A 24,560-nucleotide genomic window follows, 5' to 3' on the forward strand; every position below is an offset into this window, starting at 1 on the left:
GGCACCTGAGGCTAGTCTGCCTGAACAAGATTACTGTTCTGAGAACGACCCCGACTTAACCGCCCACACCACGCCCGCGACAGAAACGAAAACGGCCCGCAAACGGGCCGTTTTTGACAAGGTGTAACCGACTCAGCTGAGCGCGGCCAGGACCTTGGCGGTGATCTCGTCCACCGAACCGACGCCGGCGATGGCGCTGTACTTCGGCGTGCCTTCAGCGGCGGCCAGCTTCTGGTAGAAGTCGACCAGCGGCTTGGTCTGCGAGTGGTAGACCGACAGGCGGTGGCGCACGGTTTCTTCCTTGTCGTCCTCACGCTGAATCAGCGCTTCGCCGGTTTCGTCGTCTTTACCGGCGACTTCCGGCGGGTTGTGCTCGGTGTGGTAGACCCGCCCGGAGCCCGGATGCACACGGCGCCCGGCGATGCGACCGACGATTTCCTCGTCGTCGACGGCAATTTCCACCACGTAATCGATGCTCACACCGGCTTCCTTCAGGGCTTCGGCCTGCGGAATGGTGCGTGGGAAGCCATCGAAGAGGAAACCCTTGGCGCAATCGGCCTCGGTGATGCGCTCCTTGACCAGATTGATGATCAGGTCATCGGAGACCAGCCCGCCTGCGTCCATGACGCTCTTGGCTTTCAGGCCCAGTTCGGTTCCGGCCTTGACCGCAGCACGCAACATGTCGCCGGTGGAGATTTGCGGAATACCAAACTTCTTGGTGATGAAACCAGCCTGGGTACCTTTACCGGCACCGGGCGCTCCCAGCAGAATCACGCGCATCGATGTGCTCCTCAAGATTTAAGTGAAAATCGTCGGACTCGCCTCATGGGGCCAATCTCTGAATGGTTCGGGCGGCAATGGCCTAAGCTGCAAGGCTGCCAAAAGGCTGACCAAGATACACAGCGCACCCCCACCACACAAGCCACCTAAAGTCGGATACGCCAGGGCCTTTCGGACGCCCTCCGATAGCCCGGCGCAGGTCGTTTTGGGCGCCTCGAATGCGCTATCCCAGGTTCCTCGCCAGGGGCGCTAGCCGGTGTTGCGCAAGCCGGCGGCAATCCCCGCGACACTGACCAACAGCGCCTGTTCCAGAGGGCTGTCGGCCTGGTTTTCACGCGTTCTGGAGCGGGCCAACAGCTCGGTCTGAAGCAGGTGCAAAGGGTCCAGATAGGTGTTGCGCACACTGATCGCCTCCAGGGTCTCGGGACTGTGCGCCAGCAGCTGCGACTGCCCGGTCAGCCCCAGCACCGCGGCACTGGCCTGCGACAATAGGTCGCGTAAATGCTCACCCAAAGGACGCAAGGAGGGCTCGACCAGACGCTCGTCGTACAGCTCGGCGATCGCCCCGTCGGCCTTGGCCAGGACCATTTCCAGCATGTCGATGCGGGTGCGGAAGAACGGCCAGTGCTCGCGCATCTGCCCCAGCAACTGGCTTTCGCCACGCTGCAAGGCGTTGGCCAGGGCGTGCTCCCAACCGAGCCAGGCCGGCAGCATCAGCCGGGTTTGGGTCCAGGCGAAGATCCACGGAATCGCCCGCAGACTCTCGACCCCACCGGCACGGCGCTTGGCCGGGCGACTGCCCAGAGGCAGACGCCCGAGCTCCTGCTCCGGGGTGGCCTGGCGAAAGTATTCGACGAACTGCGGATGCTCACGCACGACACCGCGGTAGGCGCTGACGCCATCGGCGGCCAGCCGGTCCATCAACTCCCGCCAGGCCGGTTCCGGCGTTGGCGGCGGCTGCAGGGTGGCCTCCAGCACGGCCGCCAGGTAGAGATTGAGGTTCTGTTCGGCGATGTCCGGCAAGCCGAACTTGAACCGGATCATTTCGCCCTGTTCGGTGGTACGAAAGCGCCCGGCCACGGAACCCGGGGGTTGCGAGAGGATCGCCGCATGGGCCGGACCGCCGCCACGGCCAACGGTGCCGCCACGACCATGGAACAACAGCAACTCGACCTGCTGCTCGCTGCACACCTGTACCAAGGTCTCCTGCGCCCGATACTGCGCCCAGGCCGCCGCCGTGGTGCCGGCGTCCTTGGCCGAGTCGGAATAACCGATCATCACCTCCTGCGGACCATGTAAGCGGGCTCGATAGCCCGGCAGATTGAGCAGGCGCTCGATCACCGGCCCGGCCTGATCCAGATCGGCGAGGGTCTCGAACAGCGGCACCACACGCATCGGCCGCTGCAAGCCGGCTTCTTTCAACAGCAACTGTACGGCCAGCACATCGGAGGGCGCGCCGGCCATGGAGATCACGTAGGAACCCAGAGAGGCGGCGGGGGCGGTAGCCACTTCCCGACAGGTGGCGAGCACTTCGGCGGTTTCCGCACTGGGCTTGAAGTGCGTCGGCAATAGCGGCCGGCGGTTATCCAACTCCGTCATGAGAAATTTCAGGCGCGCCTCTTCGTCCCACTCGGCGTAATGCCCGAGGCCCAGATAATCGGTGATCTCATTCAGCGCGGCACTGTGACGACTGGCATCTTGGCGCACATCCAGGCGCACTAAAAACAGACCGAAGGTCACGGCCCGGCGCAGACAGTCGAGCAACGGGCCATCGGCGATCACCCCCATGCCGCAGTCGTGCAAGGACTGGTAGCAGCACTGCAAGGGCTCGAGTAACTCGCGGTTGTCCTGCAATACCGCTGGCGATACGGCCGGCTGGCCGTGCAGTGCCTCCTGCGCCCAGCTCCGGGTTGCCCGCAGGCGCTCACGCAGTTGCTTGAGCAGGCTGCGGTAGGGTTCGGTGCTGTCGCCTACCTGCGCGCGCAACTCTGGGTTGGCCTGTTGCATGGACAACTCTGCGGCCAATTGTTCGATGTCACGCAGGTACAGGTCGGCGGCCATCCAGCGCGCCAGCAACAACACTTCGCGGCTCACCGCGGCCGTCACATTGGGGTTGCCGTCGCGGTCGCCGCCCATCCAGGAGGCGAAGCGGATCGGCGCCGCCGCCAGCGGCAAGCGCAGCCCGGTCGCAGCGTGCAAGGCCTGATCGGCCTTGCGCAGAAAGTTCGGCACTGCCTGCCACAGCGAATGCTCGATCACCGCGAAGCCCCACTTGGCTTCATCCACCGGGCTCGGCCGGCTGCGGCGGATTTCTTCGGTATGCCAGGCCTCGGCGATCAGCCGCTGCAAGCGCGCGGCGACCTGCTCGCGCTCGGCGCTGGACAAGTCGCTGTGGTCTTGCGCCGCCAGTTGCGCGGCGATGGCGTCGTACTTCTGGATCAGGGTGCGTCGCGCCACTTCGGTCGGGTGGGCGGTCAACACCAGCTCGATGTCCAGGCGGCCGAGCTGGCGCGCCAAGGCATCGGCACTGTGTCCCTTGGCCAACAGCCGCTGCAACAGTTCGGGCAGCACGCGCGACTCGAAGGGCTCGGGCTCGTTGGCGCCACGCCGACGGATGCGATGGTATTGCTCGGCGATATTGGCCAGGTTGAGGAACTGGTTGAAGGCGCGCGCCACCGGCAGCAATTCGTCGTCGTTCAATTGATCGAGGGCGGCACTGAGCTGTTCGGCACCGGCAGCCGAGCCACGTCGAGCGGTTTTTGCGCCCTTACGGATGCGTTCGATCTTGCCGAGAAAGGCCGCGCCATACTGCACATTGATGGTATTGCCCAACAGCTCGCCGAGCTGATGCACGTCCTCGCGCAAACGCGCGTCGATTTCCGCCATGACCGATCCTCCGCTGATACCTGAAAACCAAGAGTGCCCAGCGCGGCAAGTTCTTACAAGGGCACGACGCAGAGCCTCTACGCGCCGCAAAGCAGTCTAGGCTTAAAACAGGGTCTGGCCCCAAGCAAAAGGTCGGCCCGAGCAAACGGAATAGCACAAGCGCCAACTACACATAGGCGAAGGACGAGGTAGTTATGAAGATTCGCGAGCTTGTCCACCATTGGGAACAGAACTCCAAGGGTCGTCTGACCCGCAGCACCTACCAGATCCACCTCGATCTGGAAGCTGCGGCGCGTTTGGCGGCCCTGACTGAGATGTACCCCAAGCACCACACCGAAGAGTTGCTCGGCGAGCTGATCGGCGCGGCGTTGGAAGAAATGGAAGCCAGCCTGCCCTACGTCAAAGGCAGCCAGGTAGTGGCAACCGATGAACAGGGCGATCCCTTGTATGAAGACATTGGTCCGACCCCACGCTTCCTCGCCTTGTCACGCAAGTACCTGCGTGAGCTCAGCCTGCAACAGGACAGTGCCGAGCACTGAGAGGCTGTGAAAAAACTCTCGCCTACTGCGACCGCTTCCAAACGCCCGCTAGGGTGTTGATATTTTCACAACCTCTGACGGTTGCCGGTAAACACCGGCAACCGTCACTGCGCGGCGCTGGGGGTTTGTTCACCCATGCAGCGCACGGCCTGTTTTTTGTTATCCACCAGCACGCCGGTAAGCCCCTTCTGCTCAAGATCGAACAGCACCAGCACGCCATCGACGCACTGCGCCACTTGGTTGGCCGGCTTCAACGAGACCTTGTAGTCCTCGCCGGGAACGGTCTTGAGCATGGTGAAATCGGCCAACAGCAAGGCATCCTGCGGCTGGGCGAAGTGCACATAACCGTAGTACGTGAGCACCGCCACGGTCGCGCAGATGCTGCCGATACCGGTAAGAATCAAGGGGATTGCGTTACGCTCGCTCATACAGAATTCTCGAAGTTGGAAACTTAAAGCAAATAGTGCAGGCCGCTGAAACCACACGGCGGCGCAGCTTGATACAAGTGCGGGTCATTGGAAAGGGCCTGCGCCTTGTGGTCACTGAGCTGGGTCAATAACCCAGCACCTTCGAGGCCGGCCCGACTCGATTCGCATCTATCTACGCTCACTCAGCTCTCGGCAATCGCTCATTTTCCGCCGGCGCGGACTTCCTCGCGGGCCTTGAAGGTGGCCTCATAGACACGCTCGGCCAAGCGCGAGAAGGGCAGGCTCTGAATCCACACGGTACCGCTGCCCTTGAGTGTGGCCAGGAAGATACCCTCACCACCAAACAGCATGCTTTTCAAGCCGCCGGCCAGCTGGATGTCATAGTCCAGGCCGGCACTGAACGCCACCAGGCAGCCGGTGTCCAGGCGCAGCGTCTGGTTGTTCAACTCCTTGCGGATCACCGTACCACCGGCATGCACGAAGGCCAGGCCATCGCCTTCGAGCTTTTGCAGGATGAAGCCTTCACCGCCGAAGAAACCGGCGCCCAGGCGCTTGTTGAAGCTGATGCCGATCGCCGTGCCGTAGGCGGCGCAGAGAAAGGCATCTTTCTGGCAGATCAGTTTGCCACCCAGTGGCGCCAGCTGGATCGGCACCACGGTGCCCGGGTAAGGCGCGGCGAAAGCCACCCGCGCCGGTGCTTTGCCGGCGTTGGAGAAGTGCGTCATGAACAGCGACTCGCCGGTTAGCATGCGCTTGCCGGCGCCCCACAACTTGCCCAGTACACCGGTGGCCGAACCATCGCCCATGCGCGTGTCGAAGCGCACCCCCTCGGTCATGTAGTTCATCACCCCGGCTTCGGCGATCACCGTCTCACCGGGATCGAGAATGATCTCCACGCTTTGCGCCGACGTGCCGAGGATTTCATAGTCGAGTTCGTGGCTGGGCATTGCAGTCAGTCTCCTGGCAAGTCGGGCAGCGTCCCGGATTTCATCCGGGCTACGGCTCTGGCAGTTTGAATTGGGCGATTTCCCAGATGCATCCGGGCTACGGTTCATCTATTTAAGGGCTAGGAGCGTCACGAGCGAAGGGTAGGCAAGGCGCGCACGGCCTGAAAAAGCGGAGTTTACGACTGTAAATGAGCATTTTTCAGGTCGTGCGCAACGCCGCATAACCGAGCGCAGTAGCTACTAGAGGATGTTGGCGTAGTCGGCTTCGATGCGGTCCAGACTCAGGTGATTGAGGAAGTTGGAGAAGCACATCCACGCCGACAGCGAGTTGAGGTCGCGGAACTGCTCAGGGAGGTATTTCGGCGCTGCGACCAGGCCTTCGTCGACCAATTGGCGCAGGGTGCGCATGTCTTCCAGGGTGGTTTTACCGCAGAACAACAAGGGAATCTGCTCCAGCTTGCCCTTGCGCACGGCGAGCTGGATGTAGTTGTAGACCATGATGAAGCCCTTCAGGTAGGACAGGTCCTTGGTGAAGGGCAGCCCGGTCGGAGTCGAGCCACGGAACACCCGACTGGCATTGCTGTAGCCCTCCTCCAGACTGAAGCCCTGCTCGCGGTAGAACTCGAACACCTGGAGAAAGTCCGCGCCCTCCTCAGCCATGTGGATGCCACGCGTGCGGTTGGTCAGTTTGCGCAGGCGCGTCGGGTAAGAGGCGAAGGTGATCACCTCCATCAGAATCGCCAGCCCTTCCTGAGTCACCGTGGAGGACGGCGGGCCCTTGGCCAGGAAGGTACAGACCGGTTGATTCAGACCATTGAGGGTGGTCGCCACATGCACCAGCCCTTCGTGCACTTCCAGGGCCTTGACGTCACGCTGGTTGAACATCGCATCGGCGCGAATCTTGATGTAATCGGCGCCAGCGGCGGCATCGGCGAGGATGCCATCGGACTCGAACACCCGAATGGTTTCTTCCGCCTCACCGAACACCTTGTTCAGGCGGTGCTGCAGCAGATCGACGGCCTGCTTGGCGGTGAGGTCTTTGGGCTCGTCCTCGAGATCGCCACGCTTGTCGATGTTATTCAGGTAGTCGGAAAACATCAGGCCCAGGTCGGACAGAGTCGGGTCGCCGGCATGGAAGGCATCCGACGCCGCGCCATACAGTTCCTGCGAGATCAGGCCAAAGTCCTCGGTGCCGCGCGCCTCGAGCATGCGAATGACCATGCGGTATTCGCGGCACATGCGCCGCATGATCTGCCCGACCGGGTTGAATTGGCCCAACTGGCGGGTAACGTCGCGCTCGATGTTCTGGAACTCCAGCTTCTTCGCCGCCGCGTCGAAGGCCAGCGGTCGGCTGTCGTAATAAGCGCGGTCGACCACCGGCTGCTTTTTGCCTTTGTGCTTGAGAAAGCCCTCGCGAATGCTGTCGTCCCACTTCACCGCATCCAGCACGCGAATCGGCGTTTGCGCCTCGACAATCCGATCGGATAATGCGCGAACGATCAGTTGATACTCGTCCAGCTCTATTTGGCTGTTCATCGGTCCCTCTTTACCCCGCAATGGGGCAGGTTATTGGCCGTCGCGCTGATAGCGCGCAACTTCGATAAACACGTCTGAGTTGGCCTGATCGTCCAGGTAAGCAAACACCTTATATAGCGGACTGCTGATCAGCACGCCGTCGCCCTGCGGGGTCTCGACTACCTCGCCCTCAAGCCCACCCTGCTCAAGCTCTTGCAGGATACGATCGACATCCAGGTTGTAAATCACCAACTCGTTAGTGGTGGTCAACTCGAAGCCGGCGATGGCGAAATTAGCCCCCAGGCGCTTCGGTACACCGGCCGACAGGTACCAGCGGCGTCCGTGATGGGCCACGGTAAAGTCGTACTCTTCCAGGCTGTCGAGGTTGTCCAGGTTGTCGACATAGGTTCTGGCCCGGTAGACGTTGGAACCAGCACGGCTGATCAGCAGGTAGAGCTGCTCGCCCCATTCGTTCTTACGCGTCCACTCACCCAGCAGAGGAATAGGCGCCGATTCGTTGGCCGGAATCGGATCCTTGAACGTAACCAGGCAACCGCTCAACAGCAGGAAGGACATGGCGACCACTAAGCGCCAGGCATTCATTGTGCTCTCCTTGTACAAAGCATTGTGCGTAGCGCCGGCTTAATCGCGCCGGCTATTTCCTTATTGGACCGTGGGGACAAGCCCGCGACGGCTCATAACCCCAACACCAGATACATATAGCGTTTAAGAATGGTCAACATACCTTGATTGTCCAGATGTTCTATACCGTCGAGCAGGCCTTGATACTCCATTTGCACAATAATTCCGGTCAAGAGCGGAGCATCCTGCTCCGGCTGCTGCGAACCGAGCACCTCGAAGAACTGGATAACCCCCTGCAGAAGAATGCTGCGGTGGGCGCGTACCAGCTCGTGCAGGCGCGGATTAATTAACGCTTCCTGCTGGAACGCCTGCTCGGCCAACAGATGATCGCGGCGGGTGAGCAACTGGTGGCGAACATACTCCACCGCCAGCCGGGCGATTTCGTCCGCCAGGTCACGGCGCGCCTCGACGCTACCGTCGAGCTTGCCGACCTGCTCCTGCAGCAGCCCTTCGGTATTGCTCCAGAACGCCGCCATGTAAGCGGCACTGCGCTCGACGAACTGGGCGAAGGTGTCGGTGATCAAGTCGTCGATATGTTTGAAGTAGTAAGTGGTGGCCGACAATGGCACCTCGGCCTCGGCCGCCACCGAGCGATGGCGTACCGCGCGTACGCCGTCACGCACGACGATGCGCATGGCGGCATCGAGAATCGCCTGGCGTCGTAGTTCACTGCCCTGCCGACTGGCCTTGCGACCCTGGTACTGGACGCTTTCGGCGACGGTATTGGCCACACGAGTGGCACTGTCATGAGCAGGCGAAGGGGTCACGGTTGGCAAGTCCTCTCATACAATCGAAGAAACCACAGAGTGTTTGACCCTGTGGGAGCGCCGCAGTCGGCAGAATAATCTATTCCCAGACAACAAAAAGCCGCCCGAAGGCGGCTTGAGCAAGACCCTCAGGCTTCCGGGCGCATGTGCGGGAAGAGGATCACATCGCGAATGGACGGCGCATCGGTGAGCAGCATTACCAGGCGATCGATACCAATGCCCTCGCCCGCGGTCGGCGGCATGCCGTACTCCAGGGCGCGGACGAAGTCGGCATCGTAATGCATGGCTTCATCGTCCCCGGCGTCCTTGTCGGCCACCTGGGCCATGAAACGCTCGGCCTGGTCTTCGGCATCATTCAACTCGGAATAGGCGTTGGCGATCTCGCGGCCACCGATAAACAGCTCGAAACGGTCGGTCACGCTCGGGTCGTCATCGTTGCGCCGGGCCAAGGGCGACACTTCGAACGGGTACTTGGTGATAAAGGTCGGCTGCTCCAGCTTGTGCTCGACCAGCTCCTCGAAAATCATGGTCTGCAGCTTGCCCAGGCCTTCGAAGCCTTTCACGTCGGCACCGACGGTCTCGGCTATTTCCCGCGCCTTGTCGATATTGCGCAAGTCGTCGGCGCTGATCTGCGGGTTGTACTTGAGGATCGAGTCGAACACCGACAGGCGGGCGAACGGCTCGCCGAAGTGGAACACCTTGCCCTGGTAAGTCACGTCGGTTTTGCCGAGTACCAGTTGCGCCAACTCGCGGAACAGCTCTTCGGTGAGGTCCATCATGTCTTCGTAATCGGCGTAGGCCTGGTAGAACTCGAGCATGGTGAACTCGGGATTGTGCCGGGTCGAAACGCCCTCGTTACGGAAGTTGCGGTTGATCTCGAAGACTCGCTCGAACCCCCCCACCACCAGCCGCTTGAGGTACAGCTCCGGGGCGATGCGCAGGAACATCTGCAGGTCCAGGGCGTTGTGATGGGTCTCGAAGGGCTTGGCCGCGGCGCCGCCTGGAATGGTCTGCAACATCGGCGTTTCCACTTCGAGGTAGTCGCGCTGCATGAGGAAGCTGCGGATGTGGGCGATCACCTGGGAACGCACACGGAAGCTCTGGCGCACCTCTTCATTGACGATCAGGTCGACGTAGCGCTGACGGTAGCGCTGTTCGGTGTCGGTCAGGCCGTGGTGCTTGTCCGGTAGCGGACGCAGCGACTTGGTCAGCAGACGTACGCTGGTCATCTCGACGTACAGGTCACCCTTGCCGGAACGGGCCAGGGTACCTTCGGCGGCGATGATGTCGCCCAGGTCCCAGTGCTTGATCGCTTCCAGCGTCTCGGCCGGCAGGGTCTTACGGTTGACGTAGACCTGAATGCGCCCGCTCATGTCCTGAATCACCATGAAGGAGCCGCGGTTGAGCATGATGCGACCAGCGACCTTGACCGGGATAGCCGCTTCGGCCAGCTCTTCCTTGGTCTTGTCGACGTACTGTTTCTGCAAGTCCGCGCAGTAGCTGTCGCGGCGGAAATCATTGGGGAAGGCGTTGCCCTGCTCACGCGCGGCGGCAAGCTTTTCCTTGCGCAGGGCAATCAGCTTGTTTTCTTCCTGTTGCAGTTCGTGCTGGTCGAGTTGCTGGTCGCTCATGTCTTTAAATTTTCCATCACAGGTTCGTTGCACTCGCCAAGGCGAGGGGCTTGCTTCGGCAGCCGCGTTGTCAGGCCAGGCTTACAGCCCTTGCTTGAGGCTGGCCACAAGGTAATCGTCGATATCGCCGTCGAGCACGTTGCCGCAATCGCTGCGTTCGACGCTGGTACGCAGGTCTTTGATGCGCGACTGGTCGAGTACGTAGGAGCGGATCTGATGGCCCCAGCCGATATCCGACTTGGTGTCTTCCAGCGCCTGCGAGGCAGCGTTGCGCTTCTGCACTTCCTGCTCGTACAAGCGCGCCCGCAGCATCTTCATCGCGGTGTCTTTGTTGGCGTGCTGGGAGCGTTCGTTCTGACAGCTGACCACGGTGTTGCTCGGCACGTGGGTAATCCGCACCGCCGAGTCGGTGGTGTTGACGTGCTGACCACCGGCCCCAGAGGAACGGTAGGTGTCGATCCGCAGATCCGAGGGATTGATGTCGATTTCGATGTTGTCATCGATCTCCGGCGAGACGAACACCGCGGTGAACGAGGTGTGCCGACGGTTGCCGGAGTCGAACGGGCTCTTGCGTACCAGGCGGTGGACGCCGATCTCGGTACGCAGCCAGCCGAAGGCGTATTCGCCCTTGATATGCAAGGTCGCGCCCTTGATCCCGGCAACTTCGCCAGCGGACAGTTCCATGATGGTGGCTTCAAAACCGCGCTTGTCGGCCCAGCGCAGGTACATGCGCAACAACATGTTGGCCCAGTCCTGAGCCTCGGTGCCACCGGAACCGGCCTGGATATCCAGGTAGGCGTTATTGGGGTCCATTTCGTTGCTGAACATGCGGCGGAATTCGAGCTTTTCCAACGCTTCGCGCAGGCGCTCGACTTCGGCGGCGACATCATCAACGGCGGCCTGGTCTTCTTCCTCGGCCGCCATTTCCAGCAGGTCGCGCGCATCGGCCAGACCGCTGGACATCTGTTCCAGGGTCTCGACGATCTGCGCCAGGGCGGCGCGTTCACGCCCTAGTTCCTGGGCGTAATCCGGGTTGTTCCAGACGTTCGGGTCTTCGAGTTCGCGGTTAACTTCGATCAAACGATCACTTTTGTGATCGTAGTCAAAGATACCCCCGAATAGTCAGGGAGCGTTCGGACAGGTCCTTGATGCTGTTAAGGATCGGGTTGATTTCCATGGCTGGCGACACTCGCAGGTAAAACTTTCGGAAAAGCCGGCGAGTATACCCCAGTCGATTCGACTCTTGCAGCCCGCAATCGGCGCGATGCGGCTACCTGCAGCGCACGGAACGCACGGCTGGCAAGCGCCGATGGCGGCACTAACCCTCGGTCGACGCCCTAGTTCCCAGCGCAACGTACCGAGGCGCAGAGCCGAGGTTCAATGCGGCTGACTCTGCCGCCAGTCTCCTAGACTGACTTGCCGATCTGGATTGCACTGGCGCCCGCTCCATCTATGCTCAAACAATAGTCATGGCCATTTAGTTGCAGGGTTGCTGATGCCGTGAACTGCCTGTTGTTCGCTTGTCTGCGCGAGGCTGCCCGTCAAAGCCAGTAACTGACCAGCTTCATCGACCGCGCACTCGAGCCGCCGCTCGACAGCCCGCGGCCCTGATAACGAGGTCAACCAGAGGGAATCACCATGTCCGTGCACAGAACCACAGTGCTCAGCGCACTGACCACCGCCTTGCTGGCTACCAGCGCAGTACAGGCCGCCGAACCACTGCAAGCCCTCGGCAAGGCCGAAGGCCAGCTCGACATCATCGCCTGGCCCGGTTATGTCGAACGTGGCGACACCGACAAGGCTTACGACTGGGTCTCAGGCTTCGAACAGCAGACCGGCTGCAAGGTCAACGTCAAGACCGCCGCCACCTCCGATGAAATGGTCAGCCTGATGGCCAAGGGCGGCTACGACCTGGTCACTGCCTCCGGCGACGCCTCGTTGCGCCTGGTTGCCGGCAAGCGCGTACAGCCGGTCAACATCGACCTGATCCCCAACTGGAAGAACGTCGACGAGCGCTTGAAAAATGGCCCCTGGCACACCGTCGACGGTAAGCACTATGGCACGCCCTATCAGTGGGGGCCGAATGTGCTGATGTACAACGCCAAGCTATTCAAGCAAGCCCCAACCAGCTGGAAAGTGTTGTTCGAGGAGCAGACCCTGCCAGACGGCAAGAGCAACAAGGGTCGGGTCCAGGCCTATGACGGCCCGATCTATATCGCGGACGCCGCGCTCTATCTGAAAAGCGCCAAGCCCGAACTAGGTATCCAGGACCCTTATTTGCTCAACGAAAAACAGTATGCCGCCGCCCTCGATCTGCTGCGCCAGCAGCATGGGCTGATTCACCGTTATTGGCACGACGCCACGGTGCAGATGAGCGACTTCAAGAACGAAGGGGTGATGCTTTCCGGCTCATGGCCGTACCAGGTCAACGCCTTGCAGCTGGAGAGCCAGCCAATCGCCTCCACGGTGCCCGCGGAAGGGGCCACCGGCTGGGCCGACACCACCATGCTGCACGCCAAGGCCAAGCACCCGGTGTGTGCCTACAAGTGGATGAACTGGTCGCTGGAGCCCAAGGTACAAGGTGATCTAGCCGCCTGGTTCGGCTCAGTGCCGGCCGTGCCGGCCGCCTGCCAAGGTAACGAACTGCTCGGCGCCGAAGGCTGCAAGGTCAACGGTTTCGACAACTTCGACAAAATCGCCTTCTGGAAGACGCCGGAATCCGAAGGAGGCAAGTACGTGCCCTACAGTCGCTGGACCCAGGACTACATCGCCATCATGGGCGGCCGTTGATTCTGTAATCGCGCGGGCTGCGCAGCCCCTGGACGGCGCGGCGCTCTCGCTCGAAGCTCGCCTGGCAGGCGGTTAGTCGTGCCTCGTGCTGCGCGATGCCTGGTCCGGGAACCGCTCGCTCAGTGCTGGACCGCGCGAGGCAAGATCCTGGTCGGCCGTTTCCCGGATGTTGAGCCCTGAGTTCTGTTTTACCGCTACACGTCTCACCTGCCCCCGCTTGTCTCATGTCGGCAATCACCGGCAGCCGGGGCGGGTGGAATGGCTGTCCTCCTGGAGCTTGTTGAAATGACCCTTGCAGTACAGTTTTCTGGCGTATCGCGACTGTTCGGCAGTATCACAGCCGTCGACCGGGTGTCGATCGATATCGAGGACGGCGAGTTCTTTTCCATGCTCGGTCCCTCGGGTTCGGGAAAAACCACCTGCCTGCGCCTGATCGCCGGTTTCGAGCAGCCCAGCACCGGCTCCATCCGCATTCACGGCGCCGAAACCATTGGCCTGGCGCCCTACCAACGGGACGTCAACACGGTATTCCAGGACTACGCGCTGTTCCCGCACATGAACGTGCTCGACAACGTCGCCTACGGCCTGAAAGTCAGAGGCATCGGCAGGCGCGAACGCCACGGCCGCGCCGAAGAAGCGCTGGAGATGGTCGCCCTCGGAGGCTACGGCGAGCGCAAGCCGGCGCAGCTCTCCGGCGGTCAGCGCCAGCGCGTGGCCCTGGCCCGCGCGCTGGTCAATCGGCCGCGGGTGTTGCTACTGGATGAACCGCTCGGCGCACTGGACCTGAAGCTGCGCGAGCAGATGCAGGGTGAATTGAAGAAACTGCAACGCCAGCTTGGCATCACCTTCATCTTCGTCACCCACGACCAGACCGAAGCCTTGTCGATGTCCGACCGCGTGGCGGTGTTCAACAAGGGCGCCATCGAACAGGTCGACACCCCGCGCAACCTCTATATGAAACCGGCGACGGCGTTCGTCGCCGAGTTTGTCGGTACCTCCAACGTCCTACGCGGCGAGCTGGCCAAACGCCTGACCGGGAGCGACCAGCCCTTCTCCATTCGCCCGGAACATATCCGCTTTGCCGACGACCAGCCCGCCGTAAGCGGCGAAGTGGAAATCAGTGGGCTGCTGCACGACATCCAATACCAAGGCGCGGCAACCCGCTACGAGCTACAGCTGGAAAACGGCCAAAGCCTGAGCATCAGCCAGGCCAATGATCAGTGGCAGGAATCCACACCCGCGCACCAGCCGGGCCAGCGCGTCACCGCACGCTGGGCGCGGCACGCCATGATCGCGCTGCGCGAAGACCTGCTGCACAAGGGTCGCTGAGATGGATCACTCGCCGAATGCCCGGGCGCCACGCCTCCACACCGGCCCACTGCACCGTCTGGCCAGCCTGCTGTACCGCAAACCGAACCTGTACCTGGCGCTGCTGCTGATACCGCCACTGCTGTGGTTTGGCGGGGTGTACTTCGGCTCGCTGCTGACCCTGCTCTGGCAAGGCCTGTACACCTTCAACGACTTCAGCATGACGGTGACGCCGACGCTGACCCTGGCCAATCTGGCGGCCCTGTTCCAACCGGCCAACTACGACATCATCCTGCGCACCCTGGCCATGGCGCTTGCGGTGTCACTGGCCAGCGCCCTGCTGGCCTTCCCCATCGCCTACTACATGGCGCGCCACACTCAAGGCAAGACCAAGGCCTTTTTCTACATTGCGGTGATGATGCCGATGTGGGCCAGCTACATCGTCAAGGCCTACGCCTGGACCCTGCTGCTGGCCAAGGGCGGCGTGGCGCAATGGTTCGTCGATCAGTTCGGCCTGGCCGCGGTACTGCAGCTGATTCTCGGCATACCGGGCGTCGGCGGCAGTACCCTGTCGACCTCGCACCTGGGGCGCTTCCTGGTGTTCGTCTACATCTGGCTGCCGTTCATGATCCTGCCGATCCAGGCCGCGCTGGAACGTTTGCCGCCGTCCCTGCTGCAGGCGTCCGCCGACCTCGGGGCGCGGCCCTGGCAGACGTTTGTGCAGGTGACGCTGCCGCTGTCGATTCCAGGCATCGCCGCCGGGTCGATCTTTACCTTCTCGCTGACCCTGGGCGACTTCATCGTGCCGCAGCTGGTCGGCCCGCCCGGCTTCTTCATCGGCAGCATGGTCTACGTGCAGCAGGGGGCGATCGGCAACATGCCCATGGCCGCCGCCTTCACCCTGGTGCCTATCGTGCTGGTCGCCTGCTACCTGGCCATCGTCAAACGCCTGGGGGCCTTCGATGCACTCTAATCCTGCAGCGTCTGGACAGGCCTCCTGGGGCCTCAAGCTGGCGGCCTGGGGCGGACTGCTGTTCCTGCATTTCCCGATCCTGATCATCTTCGTCTACGCCTTCAACACCGAAGACGCAGCCTTCAGCTTCCCGCCGCAGGGCTTCACCCTGAAATGGTTCAGCGTCACCTTCGCCCGCCCGGACGTGCTCGAGGCAATCAAGCTGTCGCTGCAAATTGCCTGCGTCGCCACCTTGATCGCGATGTTCCTCGGCACCCTGGCCGCCGCGGCGCTGTACCGCCGCGACTTCTTCGGCAAGGAAGGCATCTCGTTGATGCTGATTCTACCGATCGCCCTGCCCGGCATCGTCACCGGCATCGCCCTGCTTTCGGCATTCAAGACCCTGGGCATCGAGCCGGGGATATTCACCATCATCGTCGGCCACGCCACCTTCTGCGTGGTGATCGTCTACAACAACGTGATCGCGCGCTTCCGCCGCACTTCCTACAGCCTGATCGAGGCGAGCATGGACCTGGGCGCCGACGGCTGGCAGACCTTCCGCTACATCATCCTGCCCAACCTCGGCTCGGCCCTGTTGGCCGGCGGCATGCTGGCCTTCGCCCTGTCGTTCGACGAGATCATCGTCACCACCTTCACCGCCGGCCACGAGCGCACCCTGCCGCTGTGGCTGCTCAATCAGCTGTCCCGCCCACGCGATGTGCCGGTGACCAACGTGGTCGCCATGCTAGTGATGCTGGTAACCATGCTGCCGATTCTCGCCGCCTACTACCTGACCAAGGGTGGTGAAAGCGTCGCCGGCAGCGGCGGCAAGTGAGGACAGGGGAAACGTCGGCTGGATAGAGCGCAGCGAAACCCAGCTCGATTGCCTTTAGCTGGGTTTCGGCAAAAAACGCCTCTAGCCAGCCTACGGCTCAGGCCCCAAAGCGCCAGCCACGCGTTCATCCGCGTTCGTAGCAACCCTAACCGGAGGATTTCGCCATGCAAACCAAACTGTTGATCAATGGCCAACTGCTGGCCGGCGCAGGCGCCAGCCTGCCGGTGCTCAACCCGGCACTCGGCGCGCCGCTGCTGCAGGTAAACGAAGCCAGCGCCGAGCAGGTCGACGCGGCGGTCTGCGCGGCCGAGGCGGCTTTCGCCAGCTGGTCGCAGACCGCGCCGAAAGACCGCTCGCTGCTGTTGCTGCGTCTGGCCGACAAGATCGAGGCGCATGCCGAAGAACTGGCCAAACTTGAATCGGACAACTGCGGCAAGCCCTACGCCGCGGCGCTGAACGACGAAATCCCGGCCATCGCCGATGTGTTCCGCTTCTTCGCCGGCGCCAGCCGCTGCCTCATCGGCAGCGCCGCCGGCGAGTACCTGCCCGGTCACACCTCGATGATCCGCCGCGATCCCATTGGCGTCGTGGCATCGATCGCGCCGTGGAACTACCCACTGATGATGGCCGCCTGGAAGCTCGCCCCGGCCCTCGCCGCGGGTAACTGCGTGGTGCTCAAGCCGTCCGAGCAGACGCCGCTGACTGCGCTGAAACTGGCCGAGTTCATCGCCGAGTTGTTCCCCGCAGGGGTGGTCAATATCATCTTCGGCCGTGGCGCCAGCGTCGGCAGCCCACTGGTGACCCACCCTAAGGTGCGCATGGTGTCGCTGACCGGTTCGGTGGCCACCGGCTCGAACATCATCGCCAGCAGCGCCGCTACGGTGAAACGCCTGCACATGGAACTCGGCGGCAAGGCGCCGGTGCTGATTTTCGACGACGCCGATATCGCCGCTGCAGTCGACGGCATCCGCACCTTCGGCTTCTATAACGCCGGGCAGGACTGCACTGCGGCCTGCCGCATCTATGCGCAGAAGGGCATCTACGAGAAGTTTGTCGCCGAATTAGGCGCCGCCGTCGGCTCCATCAAGTACGGCCTGCAGCACGACCCGAGCACCGAACTGGGGCCACTGATCACCGCCGAACACCGTGCGCGCGCCAGCGGCTTCGTCGAGCGCGCCAGCGCGCAGGCGCATATCGAGGTGGTCACCGGTGGCAAGAGCGTCGCCGGCCCCGGTTTCTTCTTCGAGCCCACGGTGCTGGCCGGCGCGCGCCAGGACGACGAAATCGTCCGCCGCGAAGTGTTCGGCCCGGTGGTCTCGGTCACCCCATTCGAGGATGAAGCGCAGGCCCTGGCCTGGGCCAACGACTCCGACTACGGCCTGGCCTCATCGGTGTGGACCCAGGATGTCGGCCGCGCCCATCGCCTCGCCGCGCGCTTGCAGTACGGCTGCACCTGGGTCAACACGCACTTCATGCTGGTCAACGAAATGCCCCATGGCGGGCAGAAACTCTCCGGTTACGGCAAGGATCTGTCGATGTATGGGTTGGAGGATTACACGACGGTTAGACACGTGATGTTCAAACACTGACCTGAGCTACTGCGCTCAGCTATTCGCCTCACCCCCGAGCGGCCTGTACCGGGCCGCTCCTTCAGCGCTGGAGCAATAACGATGAAAAGCACCCTACGTAGTTTCAGCTTCATTCTGCTCTGCACCCTGGCCGGTCTGGTCCAGGCCGCGGATGATGCCAAGGCCATAGTCGACGGCTACATGGCCGCGTGGAACGCCCACGATGCCGACAAGGCCGCCAGCTTCCTCGCCGAGGATGCGGTGTACTTCGACGCCACCGTCGGCACCCCGCAGAACGGCAAGGCGGCCGCGCGCGACAACGTGATCAAGGTGTTCATCAATGCCGTGCCGGACCTGATCTGGAAGATGACCAGCGCCCCCATCGTCAGCCCCGACGGCATCGCCTTTCAGTGGGTCTTCAGCGGCACCAACAGCAGGGCCTGGGGCGTGGACACGCCGGCCACCGGCAAACCGCTGAGCTTCGAAGGCGTGAGTTTCGTGCGCATCAAGGATGGCAAGATCGTCTACCAGGGCGATTACTACGACGCGCTCGGCTTCAACAAGCAGCTCGGCTGGTAAGCACCAGCAAACCACCCGGTGTCCCGCCCAGAGACGCCGGGCAGGCGGCACACCCAGGGCGCGCGACCCTCAAACAGACTGAATGGCCTGATTATTGCTCGTACACCCACGCCATATGCCAACGCCGAAAAACAGGCACTAACGGCATGCGTGTGCAAATATTCTGAAAAGTCATGCTCGACCCAACAGAGCAGGCGTTACAGCAATTGCAATCCAGCACTGCATGCCCATTAACGGATTACGACCATGCATCGCTTCTGCATTCGCCTCGTAACGCACCGCCAAAAATTTCGACAGCGCTATTTCACGCTGCGCATCTGCAGCGTGCTGCTGGCATTGCTGCCCGCCTGGAGCCTGGCTGCGCCGCCCAGCACCGATCAGCCCCTACAGGTCATCGATTTCCAGTTGCGCTGGAAACACCAGTTCCAGTTTGCCGGCTACTACGCGGCCATTGCCCAGGGCTACTACCAGGAAGAAGGTCTGACAGTCCGCCTGCACGAAGGCGGCCCTGGCAAAACCCCGGTTGATGAGGTGCTTGCGGGGCGCGCCCAGTATGCCGAGTCCAACAGTGAGCTGCTGTTTGAGCGCCTCAGAGGTAAACCCCTGGTCGCCTTGGCGGTGATCTTCCAGCACTCCCCGTCGGTACTGCTGGCCCGCGCCGATGCCGGTATCCGCACGGTACATGACCTGATCGGCAAGCGCGTGATGCTGATGAACGCGCATACCGATGCGGACTTCCACGCCATGTTTCGCAGCGAAGGGATAGACCCCGCGAGCATTCAACTGCAGCCCAGCAGCTACGCCATAGAAGACCTGACCTCAGGCAAAGTCGACGCCTTCAACTCCTACCTGACCAACGAGCCGTTCTATTTGCGCCAGCAAGGGGTCGACTATGTAACGATCTCGCCGAGCACCTACGGCATTGATTTTTATAGCGATATATTGTTCACCAGCGAAGCCGAACTGCAGCAAAACCCGCAGCGGGTCGAAGCCTTCCGCCGCGCCAGCTTGCGCGGCTGGGGCTACGCCATGGACCACCCCGAAGAGATCATCGACCTGCTGATCGATCAGTATCGGGTCAGCAAACCCCGTGCCCACCTGCAATTTGAGGCCCAGGCCATGCGCGAGCTGATCCTCCCCGAGCTGATCGAGATCGGCCATATGAACCCGGGGCGCTGGCAACGCATGGCCGAAGCCTTCAACCAGCTGGGCATGACCGGCGACACCCAGGCGCTGGACGGCTTTATCTACAACCCCAACCCACCCCAGCAAGTCGAAAAACTGCAGAAAATCATTGCCCTGATCAGCCTCGGCAGCGCCCTGGTGCTGGTCGCGGTCTTGGCCCTGCTGGCCACTCAGCGCCGCCTCAGGCTGGAGATCCAGCGCCGCAAGGTGGCCGAAGAAGAGGTCCGCGCACTGGCCTTTCGCGACAGCCTGACCGGCCTGCCCAATCGCAACAGCTTCATCCCCTACGTCAATCAGAAACTACTCAGCGCCAAACGCAGCGGCGAGCACTTGGCGCTCTGCTATATCGATCTGAACAAGTTCAAGGAGATCAACGACTCCTTCGGCCATCAGGCCGGCGATGCCGTGCTGATCCACGCCGCCCGCGCCATCAGTGCCAGCATCCGCGAATCGGACATGGCCGCGCGCATGGGTGGCGATGAGTTCGTCGTGTTGCTCGATGGCGTCCACAGCGGTGTCGATAGCGAACGCCTGACCACGCAGATTTGCCAGGCCATCGCCCGCCCGCTGCACTGGCAGGGCCACTGCCTGCACGTGACTGCCAGCCTGGGCGTGGCCCTGTGCCCGCAGGACGGCGAGCACCTGGATGACCTGATGTCGAAGGCCGACGTCGAGATGTTCACCAAGAAAGCCGTCATGCTGGTGCTGCGCTAAACGCAGGCAGCCGCATGACCGCGCTTAACGGGCCGCCAGATGGGCAACCATCAGCTGCACGCTTTCCTTGCCGCGGTACTCGTTGACGTCGAGCTTGTACGCCACCTCGACCCAACGCACGGTTGGGTTGGGCCACTGCTCACGGTCGATATTGAAGGCGATGGCGTCCAGGGTCTGGCCGCCGCACTCGGTCTTCAGCACCAGCTTCAAGTGCCTGTCGCCGACCAGCCGCTGCTGGACGATCTGGAACACGCCGTGAAACAGCGGCTCGGGAAAGTGCTGCCCCCAAGGACCGGCATGCCGCAGGGCGCGGGCCAGTTCCAGGTGAAACTCCTCGACCGCCAGACTGCCATCGGAGAGCAGGCGCCCGGTGAGGTCGTCTTCTGCCAACTGACGGCGCACCTCGGCGTCGAATGCCGCGGCGAAGGCGCCGAAATGCGCCTGCGGCAGGGACAGCCCAGCTGCCATGGCGTGTCCGCCAAACTTGCTGATCAAGCCCGGATGCTTGGCCGCCACCGCGTCCAGCGCATCGCGAATATGAAAACCCGGCACCGAACGCGCCGAGCCTTTCAACACCCCTTCACCGGCATCGGCGAAGGCGATGGTCGGGCGGTGGTAACGCTCCTTCATCCTCGAGGCGAGGATGCCGATCACCCCCTGATGCCAGTCCGCCTCGAACAGGCACAGGCCGAACGGCATATCTTCCAGCGGCAGGTCCTTGAGCTGGGCCAGCGCCTCGCGCTGCATGCCCTGCTCGATGGCCTTGCGGTCCTGATTGAGCTGGTCCAGTTCGACCGCCATGTCCCGCGCCAGGGCCTCGTCCTCGCAGAGCAGGCACTCGATACCCAGGGACATATCGTCCAGCCGCCCGGCCGCGTTCAGTCGCGGACCGATGATAAAGCCCAGGTCGGTCGAGGTGATGCGCCCCGGTTCACGCCCGGCCACTTCGAGAATCGCGCGCAAGCCCGGGCGCGCTCGGCCGGCGCGAATCCGCGCCAGGCCCTGATGCACCAGGATGCGGTTATTGGCATCCAGCGGCACCACGTCGGCGACGCTGCCCAGCGCCACCAGGTCGAGCAGCTCGGCCAGGTTCGGCGCCGGACGCTGGGTCTGTGTGAACCAGTCCAGCTCGCGCAGGCGCGCGCGCAGCGCCAGCAATACATAGAAGATCACCCCGACCCCGGCCAGCGCCTTGCTCGGGAAGTCGCAACCATGCTGGTTGGGATTGACGATGGCATCCGCCGCCGGCAGTTCATGACCGGGCAAGTGGTGATCGGTGACCAGCACCTTGAGCCCCGCCGCCTTGGCCGCCGCCACCCCTTCGACACTGGAAATGCCGTTGTCCACGGTGACCAGCAGCTGCGGCGCCTTTTCCAGGGCCACGGCGACGATCTCCGGGGTCAGGCCATAGCCGTACTCGAAACGATTGGGCACCAGGTAATCGACATGCGCCGCACCGAGCTGGCGCAAGCCCAGCACCCCGACCGTGCTGGCGGTGGCGCCGTCGGCATCGAAGTCACCGACGATGAGGATGCGTTGGCGCTGTTGCAAGGCCTGCACCAGCAACTCGACAGCCGCCTCGATGCCTTGCAACTGCGTATAGGGCAGCAGCCGGGCCAGCGCCTTGTCCAGCTCGGCCTCCGACTGCACGCCACGGGCGGCATACAGGCGGGTCAACAGCGGTGGCAGGTTGCCCAGGTTCGGCAGGGTAGCGGGCAGCGGGCGGGGTTCGATGCGCATCGGGATTCCAGTTGTCCTTCTAGATTAGCCGGCAGTAACGCCTAGCAGAGACCGGGGGGATGCGCGCGGCACCCACCCTTCTCAGTCATCAGCGTTCGCCGGCCAGCCACTCCAGCGGAATTTCGTGCTGGCCGCGCTCATCGGTGACGAACAACTCGCCGTCGCTGATCATCACGCTCCAGCTCAGCGCCCGCGGCATATCCAGGGCAAGACTGGCCAGGGCCTCCTGATCCAGCGCGACCACGTTGAGGTTCTTCAGGCTGCGTACCGGGTCGAGCGCCTTGGCCTGCCACACGCGCAGGTTGCCGTAAGCGACCAGACTGAAGCGCTCGGTGCGCCGCGAGCACCAGGTCATGCGATCGCTGTCCGGCTGGCCGACTTCGATCCAGTGCAGTACGCGGTCGTCGAGGCTCTTTTCCCACAACGCCGGTTCGTCCACATCCGACAGGCCGCGGCCGAAGGCCAGCTGCTCGTCATAGAACAGCGCATAGGCAATCAGCCGTGCAGCCAGGCGTTCTTCGGTTTCCGAAGGGTGCTTGGCCACGGTAAAACGCAGGCTCTGGTAGACGCTGCGATCGATATCGGTGAGGTTCAGGTCGATTTTGTAGGTCGTGGCTTGCAGGGCCATGGGGCGGCTTCTTGACTGGGCGAATTAGCCGGCAAGTCTACCCGATGCCGCCCACTCACGTTAGAGTCGCGGCCAATGCCTGATGGATGGAAGCCCATGAACCTGCCCAGCAAACCCCTCGCCGGCTTGAAAGTCATCGAACTCGGCACCCTGATCGCCGGCCCCTTCGCCTCGCGCATCTGCGCCGAGTTCGGCGCCGAAGTGATCAAGGTCGAGTCGCCGGACGGCGGCGACCCGCTGCGCAAGTGGCGCAAGCTGTACGAGGGCACTTCGCTGTGGTGGTTCGTGCAGGCGCGCAACAAGAAATCGCTGACCCTCAACCTCAAGCATGAAGAGGGTCGCGCGGTGCTGCTGAAGCTGCTCGGCGAGGCCGACATCCTGATCGAGAACTTCCGCCCCGGCGTGCTGGAAAAGCTCGGCCTGGGCTGGGACGTGCTGCATGCGCTGAACCCCAAGCTGGTGATGGTGCGCCTCTCCGGCTTCGGCCAGACCGGGCCGATGAAGGATCAGCCGGGCTTCGGCGCGGTGGGCGAATCCATGGGCGGGCTGCGCTACATCACCGGTTTCGAGGATAGACCGCCGGTGCGCACCGGGATTTCCATTGGCGACTCGATCGCCGCGCTATGGGGGGTGATCGGCGCCCTGATGGCCCTGCGTCACCGCGAGGTGAACGGCGGCCAGGGCCAGGTGGTCGACGTGGCACTGTATGAGGCGATCTTCGCCATGATGGAGAGCATGGTGCCGGAGTTCGATGTGTTCGGCTTCATCCGCGAGCGCAGCGGCAATATCATGCCCGGTATCACGCCCTCCTCGATCCACACCAGCAGCGACGGCAAGCATGTGCAGATCGGCGCCAATGGCGATGCCATCTTCAAGCGCTTCATGCAGGCCATCGACCGCCAGGATTTAGCCGATGACCCAGAGCTGACCACCAATGACGGCCGCGATGCACGGCGTGACGAGTTGTACGGGGTGATCGACCGCTGGGTCGGCTCATTGCCGCTGGAACAGGTGCTGGCGCTGTTGAACCAGGCCGAAGTGCCGGCCAGCCGCATCTTCTCGGCGGAAGACATGTTCGCCGACCCACAGTTTCTGGCGCGTGAGATGTTCCTCAGCGCCAAGCTGCCGGACGGCAAGGCCTGCAAGATGCCCGGCATAGTACCCAAGCTGTCGGAGACGCCTGGCTCGGCCGACTGGGTCGGGCCGGAGCTGGGCGAGCATAACTACGAGGTGCTCGACGCCCTGGGTTATAGCGCCGAGCAAATCGCCGCACTGCAGGCCTGCGGAGCGCTGTGACGCAACAGCGCACGCGCCCTGGCCACTAGTTGGCTAGCCTTGGCAAATGGCTCTAGGCCGGTATGATGCGGCGCTTTTGGAACACGCCGCATGCTTCTGCGCGTCACCCTCGCTCTCCTCTGCCTGACTCTCTTTACCCCCGCCCTCGCCGAGCCACCGCGCAGTTTCAGCGCAGCCAAGAAAATTGGCTGGAGGCTGTATGCCCGGCAATCGGTGGAGTTCTACTGCGGCTGCAAATTCAGCGGCAAGCGCGTCGACCTGCGCAGTTGTGGTTATGTGCCCCGCAAGAACGCCAAACGCGCCGCCCGCATCGAGTGGGAGCACATAGTCCCGGCCTGGCAGATCGGTCATCAGCGCCAATGCTGGCAGCAGGGCGGACGCAAGAATTGCACGAAGCACGACTCGACCTATCGCCGCGCCGAATCCGACCTGCACAACCTGGTGCCCGCCATAGGCGAGATCAATGGTGATCGCAGCAACTTCGCCTATGGCTGGTTACCTCAGCAGCCCAGCCAATACGGCGCCTGCCCGATGGTGGTCGACTTCAAGGCGCGCATCGCCATGCCGCGCAAGGCCGTGCGCGGCATGGTCGCGCGCACCTACCTGTATATGAGCGATCGTTACCGCCTGCGCCTGTCCAAGCAGAAACGCCAGCTGTATGCCACCTGGCACAAGCAGTACCCGGTGAAGACCTGGGAACGCCAGCGCAATCAGCTGCTCGGCTGCGTGATGGGCTGGGGTAACCCCTACGTCGCTAGCCTGGACCAAAGCGCCTGCCACACCCAACTGGCTGGCACTCGCTGAGCCACACCGCGGGCGTTAGATCAGCG

The 24,560-nt window shown here is 62.7% G+C and carries 21 protein-coding genes; 10 read left to right on the forward strand and 11 right to left on the reverse strand.

Annotation, left to right across the window (positions count from 1 at the left end):
• Positions 1-132: 132 nt before the first annotated feature.
• Both adk and ppc read right to left on the reverse strand, forming a co-directional pair.
• On the reverse strand, positions 133-780 hold the full coding sequence (adk, locus tag FBY03_RS19585; RefSeq protein ID WP_147174029.1) for an adenylate kinase: 648 nt from the start codon (positions 778-780) through the stop codon (positions 133-135).
• A 249-nt stretch (positions 781-1,029) separates the two neighbouring features.
• Positions 1,030-3,666: a phosphoenolpyruvate carboxylase gene (gene ppc, locus FBY03_RS19590; protein WP_147174030.1), complete on the reverse strand. Its 2,637-nt coding sequence runs from the start codon at positions 3,664-3,666 to the stop codon at positions 1,030-1,032.
• A 194-nt stretch (positions 3,667-3,860) separates the two neighbouring features.
• On the opposite strand from ppc, the gene FBY03_RS19595 reads away from it, so the two are divergent.
• Positions 3,861-4,205 carry a hypothetical protein gene (locus FBY03_RS19595; protein WP_025165129.1) on the forward strand — a complete coding sequence of 115 codons (345 nt, stop codon included), beginning with the start codon at positions 3,861-3,863 and terminating at the stop codon, positions 4,203-4,205.
• Between the two features lie 104 nt (positions 4,206-4,309).
• Here the strand turns inward: FBY03_RS19595 and FBY03_RS19600 are convergent, their stop codons facing one another.
• From FBY03_RS19600 to prfB, 7 genes are all read right to left on the reverse strand, one after another.
• Positions 4,310-4,633 carry a hypothetical protein gene (locus FBY03_RS19600; protein ID WP_147174031.1) on the reverse strand — a complete coding sequence of 108 codons (324 nt, stop codon included), beginning with the start codon at positions 4,631-4,633 and terminating at the stop codon, positions 4,310-4,312.
• A 200-nt stretch (positions 4,634-4,833) separates the two neighbouring features.
• On the reverse strand, positions 4,834-5,580 hold the full coding sequence (locus tag FBY03_RS19605; RefSeq protein WP_147174032.1) for a TIGR00266 family protein: 747 nt from the start codon (positions 5,578-5,580) through the stop codon (positions 4,834-4,836).
• Between the two features lie 240 nt (positions 5,581-5,820).
• The gene (locus tag FBY03_RS19610; RefSeq protein ID WP_178090722.1) at positions 5,821-7,116 is read right to left on the reverse strand and encodes a flavohemoglobin expression-modulating QEGLA motif protein; all 1,296 of its coding nucleotides are present in this window, start codon (positions 7,114-7,116) and stop codon (positions 5,821-5,823) included.
• 30 nt (positions 7,117-7,146) lie between these two features.
• Positions 7,147-7,698 carry a hypothetical protein gene (locus FBY03_RS19615; protein ID WP_147174033.1) on the reverse strand — a complete coding sequence of 184 codons (552 nt, stop codon included), beginning with the start codon at positions 7,696-7,698 and terminating at the stop codon, positions 7,147-7,149.
• 92 nt (positions 7,699-7,790) lie between these two features.
• Positions 7,791-8,504, reverse strand: a complete 714-nt coding sequence (locus tag FBY03_RS19620; RefSeq protein ID WP_147174034.1) for a TetR/AcrR family transcriptional regulator — start codon at positions 8,502-8,504, stop codon at positions 7,791-7,793.
• A 128-nt stretch (positions 8,505-8,632) separates the two neighbouring features.
• The gene (gene lysS / locus FBY03_RS19625) at positions 8,633-10,135 is read right to left on the reverse strand and encodes a lysine--tRNA ligase (protein WP_025165123.1); all 1,503 of its coding nucleotides are present in this window, start codon (positions 10,133-10,135) and stop codon (positions 8,633-8,635) included.
• 81 nt (positions 10,136-10,216) lie between these two features.
• Positions 10,217-11,312, reverse strand: a protein-coding gene (prfB, locus tag FBY03_RS19630; protein ID WP_147174035.1) for a peptide chain release factor 2 whose coding sequence is annotated in 2 segments (ribosomal slippage) — positions 10,217-11,239 and positions 11,241-11,312 — 1,095 coding nt in all. Because the reading frame shifts where the segments join, the coding sequence is not laid out codon by codon here.
• Between the two features lie 461 nt (positions 11,313-11,773).
• Here prfB and ydcS point away from each other — a divergent pair.
• The 7 genes from ydcS to FBY03_RS19665 all read left to right on the forward strand — a co-directional run bounded on the left by ydcS (position 11,774) and on the right by FBY03_RS19665 (position 20,066).
• On the forward strand, positions 11,774-12,925 hold the full coding sequence (gene ydcS, locus FBY03_RS19635) for a putative ABC transporter substrate-binding protein YdcS (RefSeq protein WP_147174036.1): 1,152 nt from the start codon (positions 11,774-11,776) through the stop codon (positions 12,923-12,925).
• A 285-nt stretch (positions 12,926-13,210) separates the two neighbouring features.
• Positions 13,211-14,254: an ABC transporter ATP-binding protein gene (locus FBY03_RS19640; RefSeq protein WP_147174037.1), complete on the forward strand. Its 1,044-nt coding sequence runs from the start codon at positions 13,211-13,213 to the stop codon at positions 14,252-14,254.
• A gap of 1 nt (position 14,255) precedes the next feature.
• Entirely contained in the window at positions 14,256-15,206 is a 951-nt protein-coding gene (locus FBY03_RS19645) for an ABC transporter permease (protein WP_147174038.1), read from the forward strand.
• Entirely contained in the window at positions 15,196-16,020 is an 825-nt protein-coding gene (locus FBY03_RS19650; protein ID WP_147174039.1) for an ABC transporter permease, read from the forward strand. The genes FBY03_RS19645 and FBY03_RS19650 overlap by 11 nt, the downstream gene beginning before the upstream one ends.
• A gap of 164 nt (positions 16,021-16,184) precedes the next feature.
• On the forward strand, positions 16,185-17,609 hold the full coding sequence (locus tag FBY03_RS19655) for a gamma-aminobutyraldehyde dehydrogenase (protein WP_147174040.1): 1,425 nt from the start codon (positions 16,185-16,187) through the stop codon (positions 17,607-17,609).
• Between the two features lie 81 nt (positions 17,610-17,690).
• Positions 17,691-18,167 carry an ester cyclase gene (locus FBY03_RS19660; protein ID WP_147174041.1) on the forward strand — a complete coding sequence of 159 codons (477 nt, stop codon included), beginning with the start codon at positions 17,691-17,693 and terminating at the stop codon, positions 18,165-18,167.
• A 246-nt stretch (positions 18,168-18,413) separates the two neighbouring features.
• Complete coding sequence (locus FBY03_RS19665) at positions 18,414-20,066, forward strand: GGDEF domain-containing protein (protein WP_147174042.1); 1,653 nt, start codon at positions 18,414-18,416, stop codon at positions 20,064-20,066.
• Positions 20,067-20,090: 24 nt separating this feature from the next.
• Here FBY03_RS19665 and recJ read toward each other — a convergent pair whose 3' ends face one another.
• Both recJ and FBY03_RS19675 read right to left on the reverse strand, forming a co-directional pair.
• Positions 20,091-21,806: a single-stranded-DNA-specific exonuclease RecJ gene (gene recJ, locus FBY03_RS19670; protein ID WP_147174043.1), complete on the reverse strand. Its 1,716-nt coding sequence runs from the start codon at positions 21,804-21,806 to the stop codon at positions 20,091-20,093.
• An 88-nt stretch (positions 21,807-21,894) separates the two neighbouring features.
• Positions 21,895-22,434 carry a YaeQ family protein gene (locus FBY03_RS19675; protein ID WP_147174044.1) on the reverse strand — a complete coding sequence of 180 codons (540 nt, stop codon included), beginning with the start codon at positions 22,432-22,434 and terminating at the stop codon, positions 21,895-21,897.
• A 96-nt stretch (positions 22,435-22,530) separates the two neighbouring features.
• Between FBY03_RS19675 and FBY03_RS19680 the strand changes: the two genes are divergently transcribed.
• Positions 22,531-23,730: a CaiB/BaiF CoA-transferase family protein gene (locus FBY03_RS19680; RefSeq protein WP_147174045.1), complete on the forward strand. Its 1,200-nt coding sequence runs from the start codon at positions 22,531-22,533 to the stop codon at positions 23,728-23,730.
• 90 nt (positions 23,731-23,820) lie between these two features.
• Complete coding sequence (locus FBY03_RS19685) at positions 23,821-24,534, forward strand: endonuclease (protein ID WP_147174046.1); 714 nt, start codon at positions 23,821-23,823, stop codon at positions 24,532-24,534.
• The last annotated feature ends 26 nt before the right edge of the window (positions 24,535-24,560 follow it).

This window comes from Pseudomonas sp. SJZ079 (genome assembly GCF_007993865.1).
In the GTDB taxonomy this organism is placed as follows: Bacteria; Pseudomonadota; Gammaproteobacteria; order Pseudomonadales; family Pseudomonadaceae; genus Aquipseudomonas.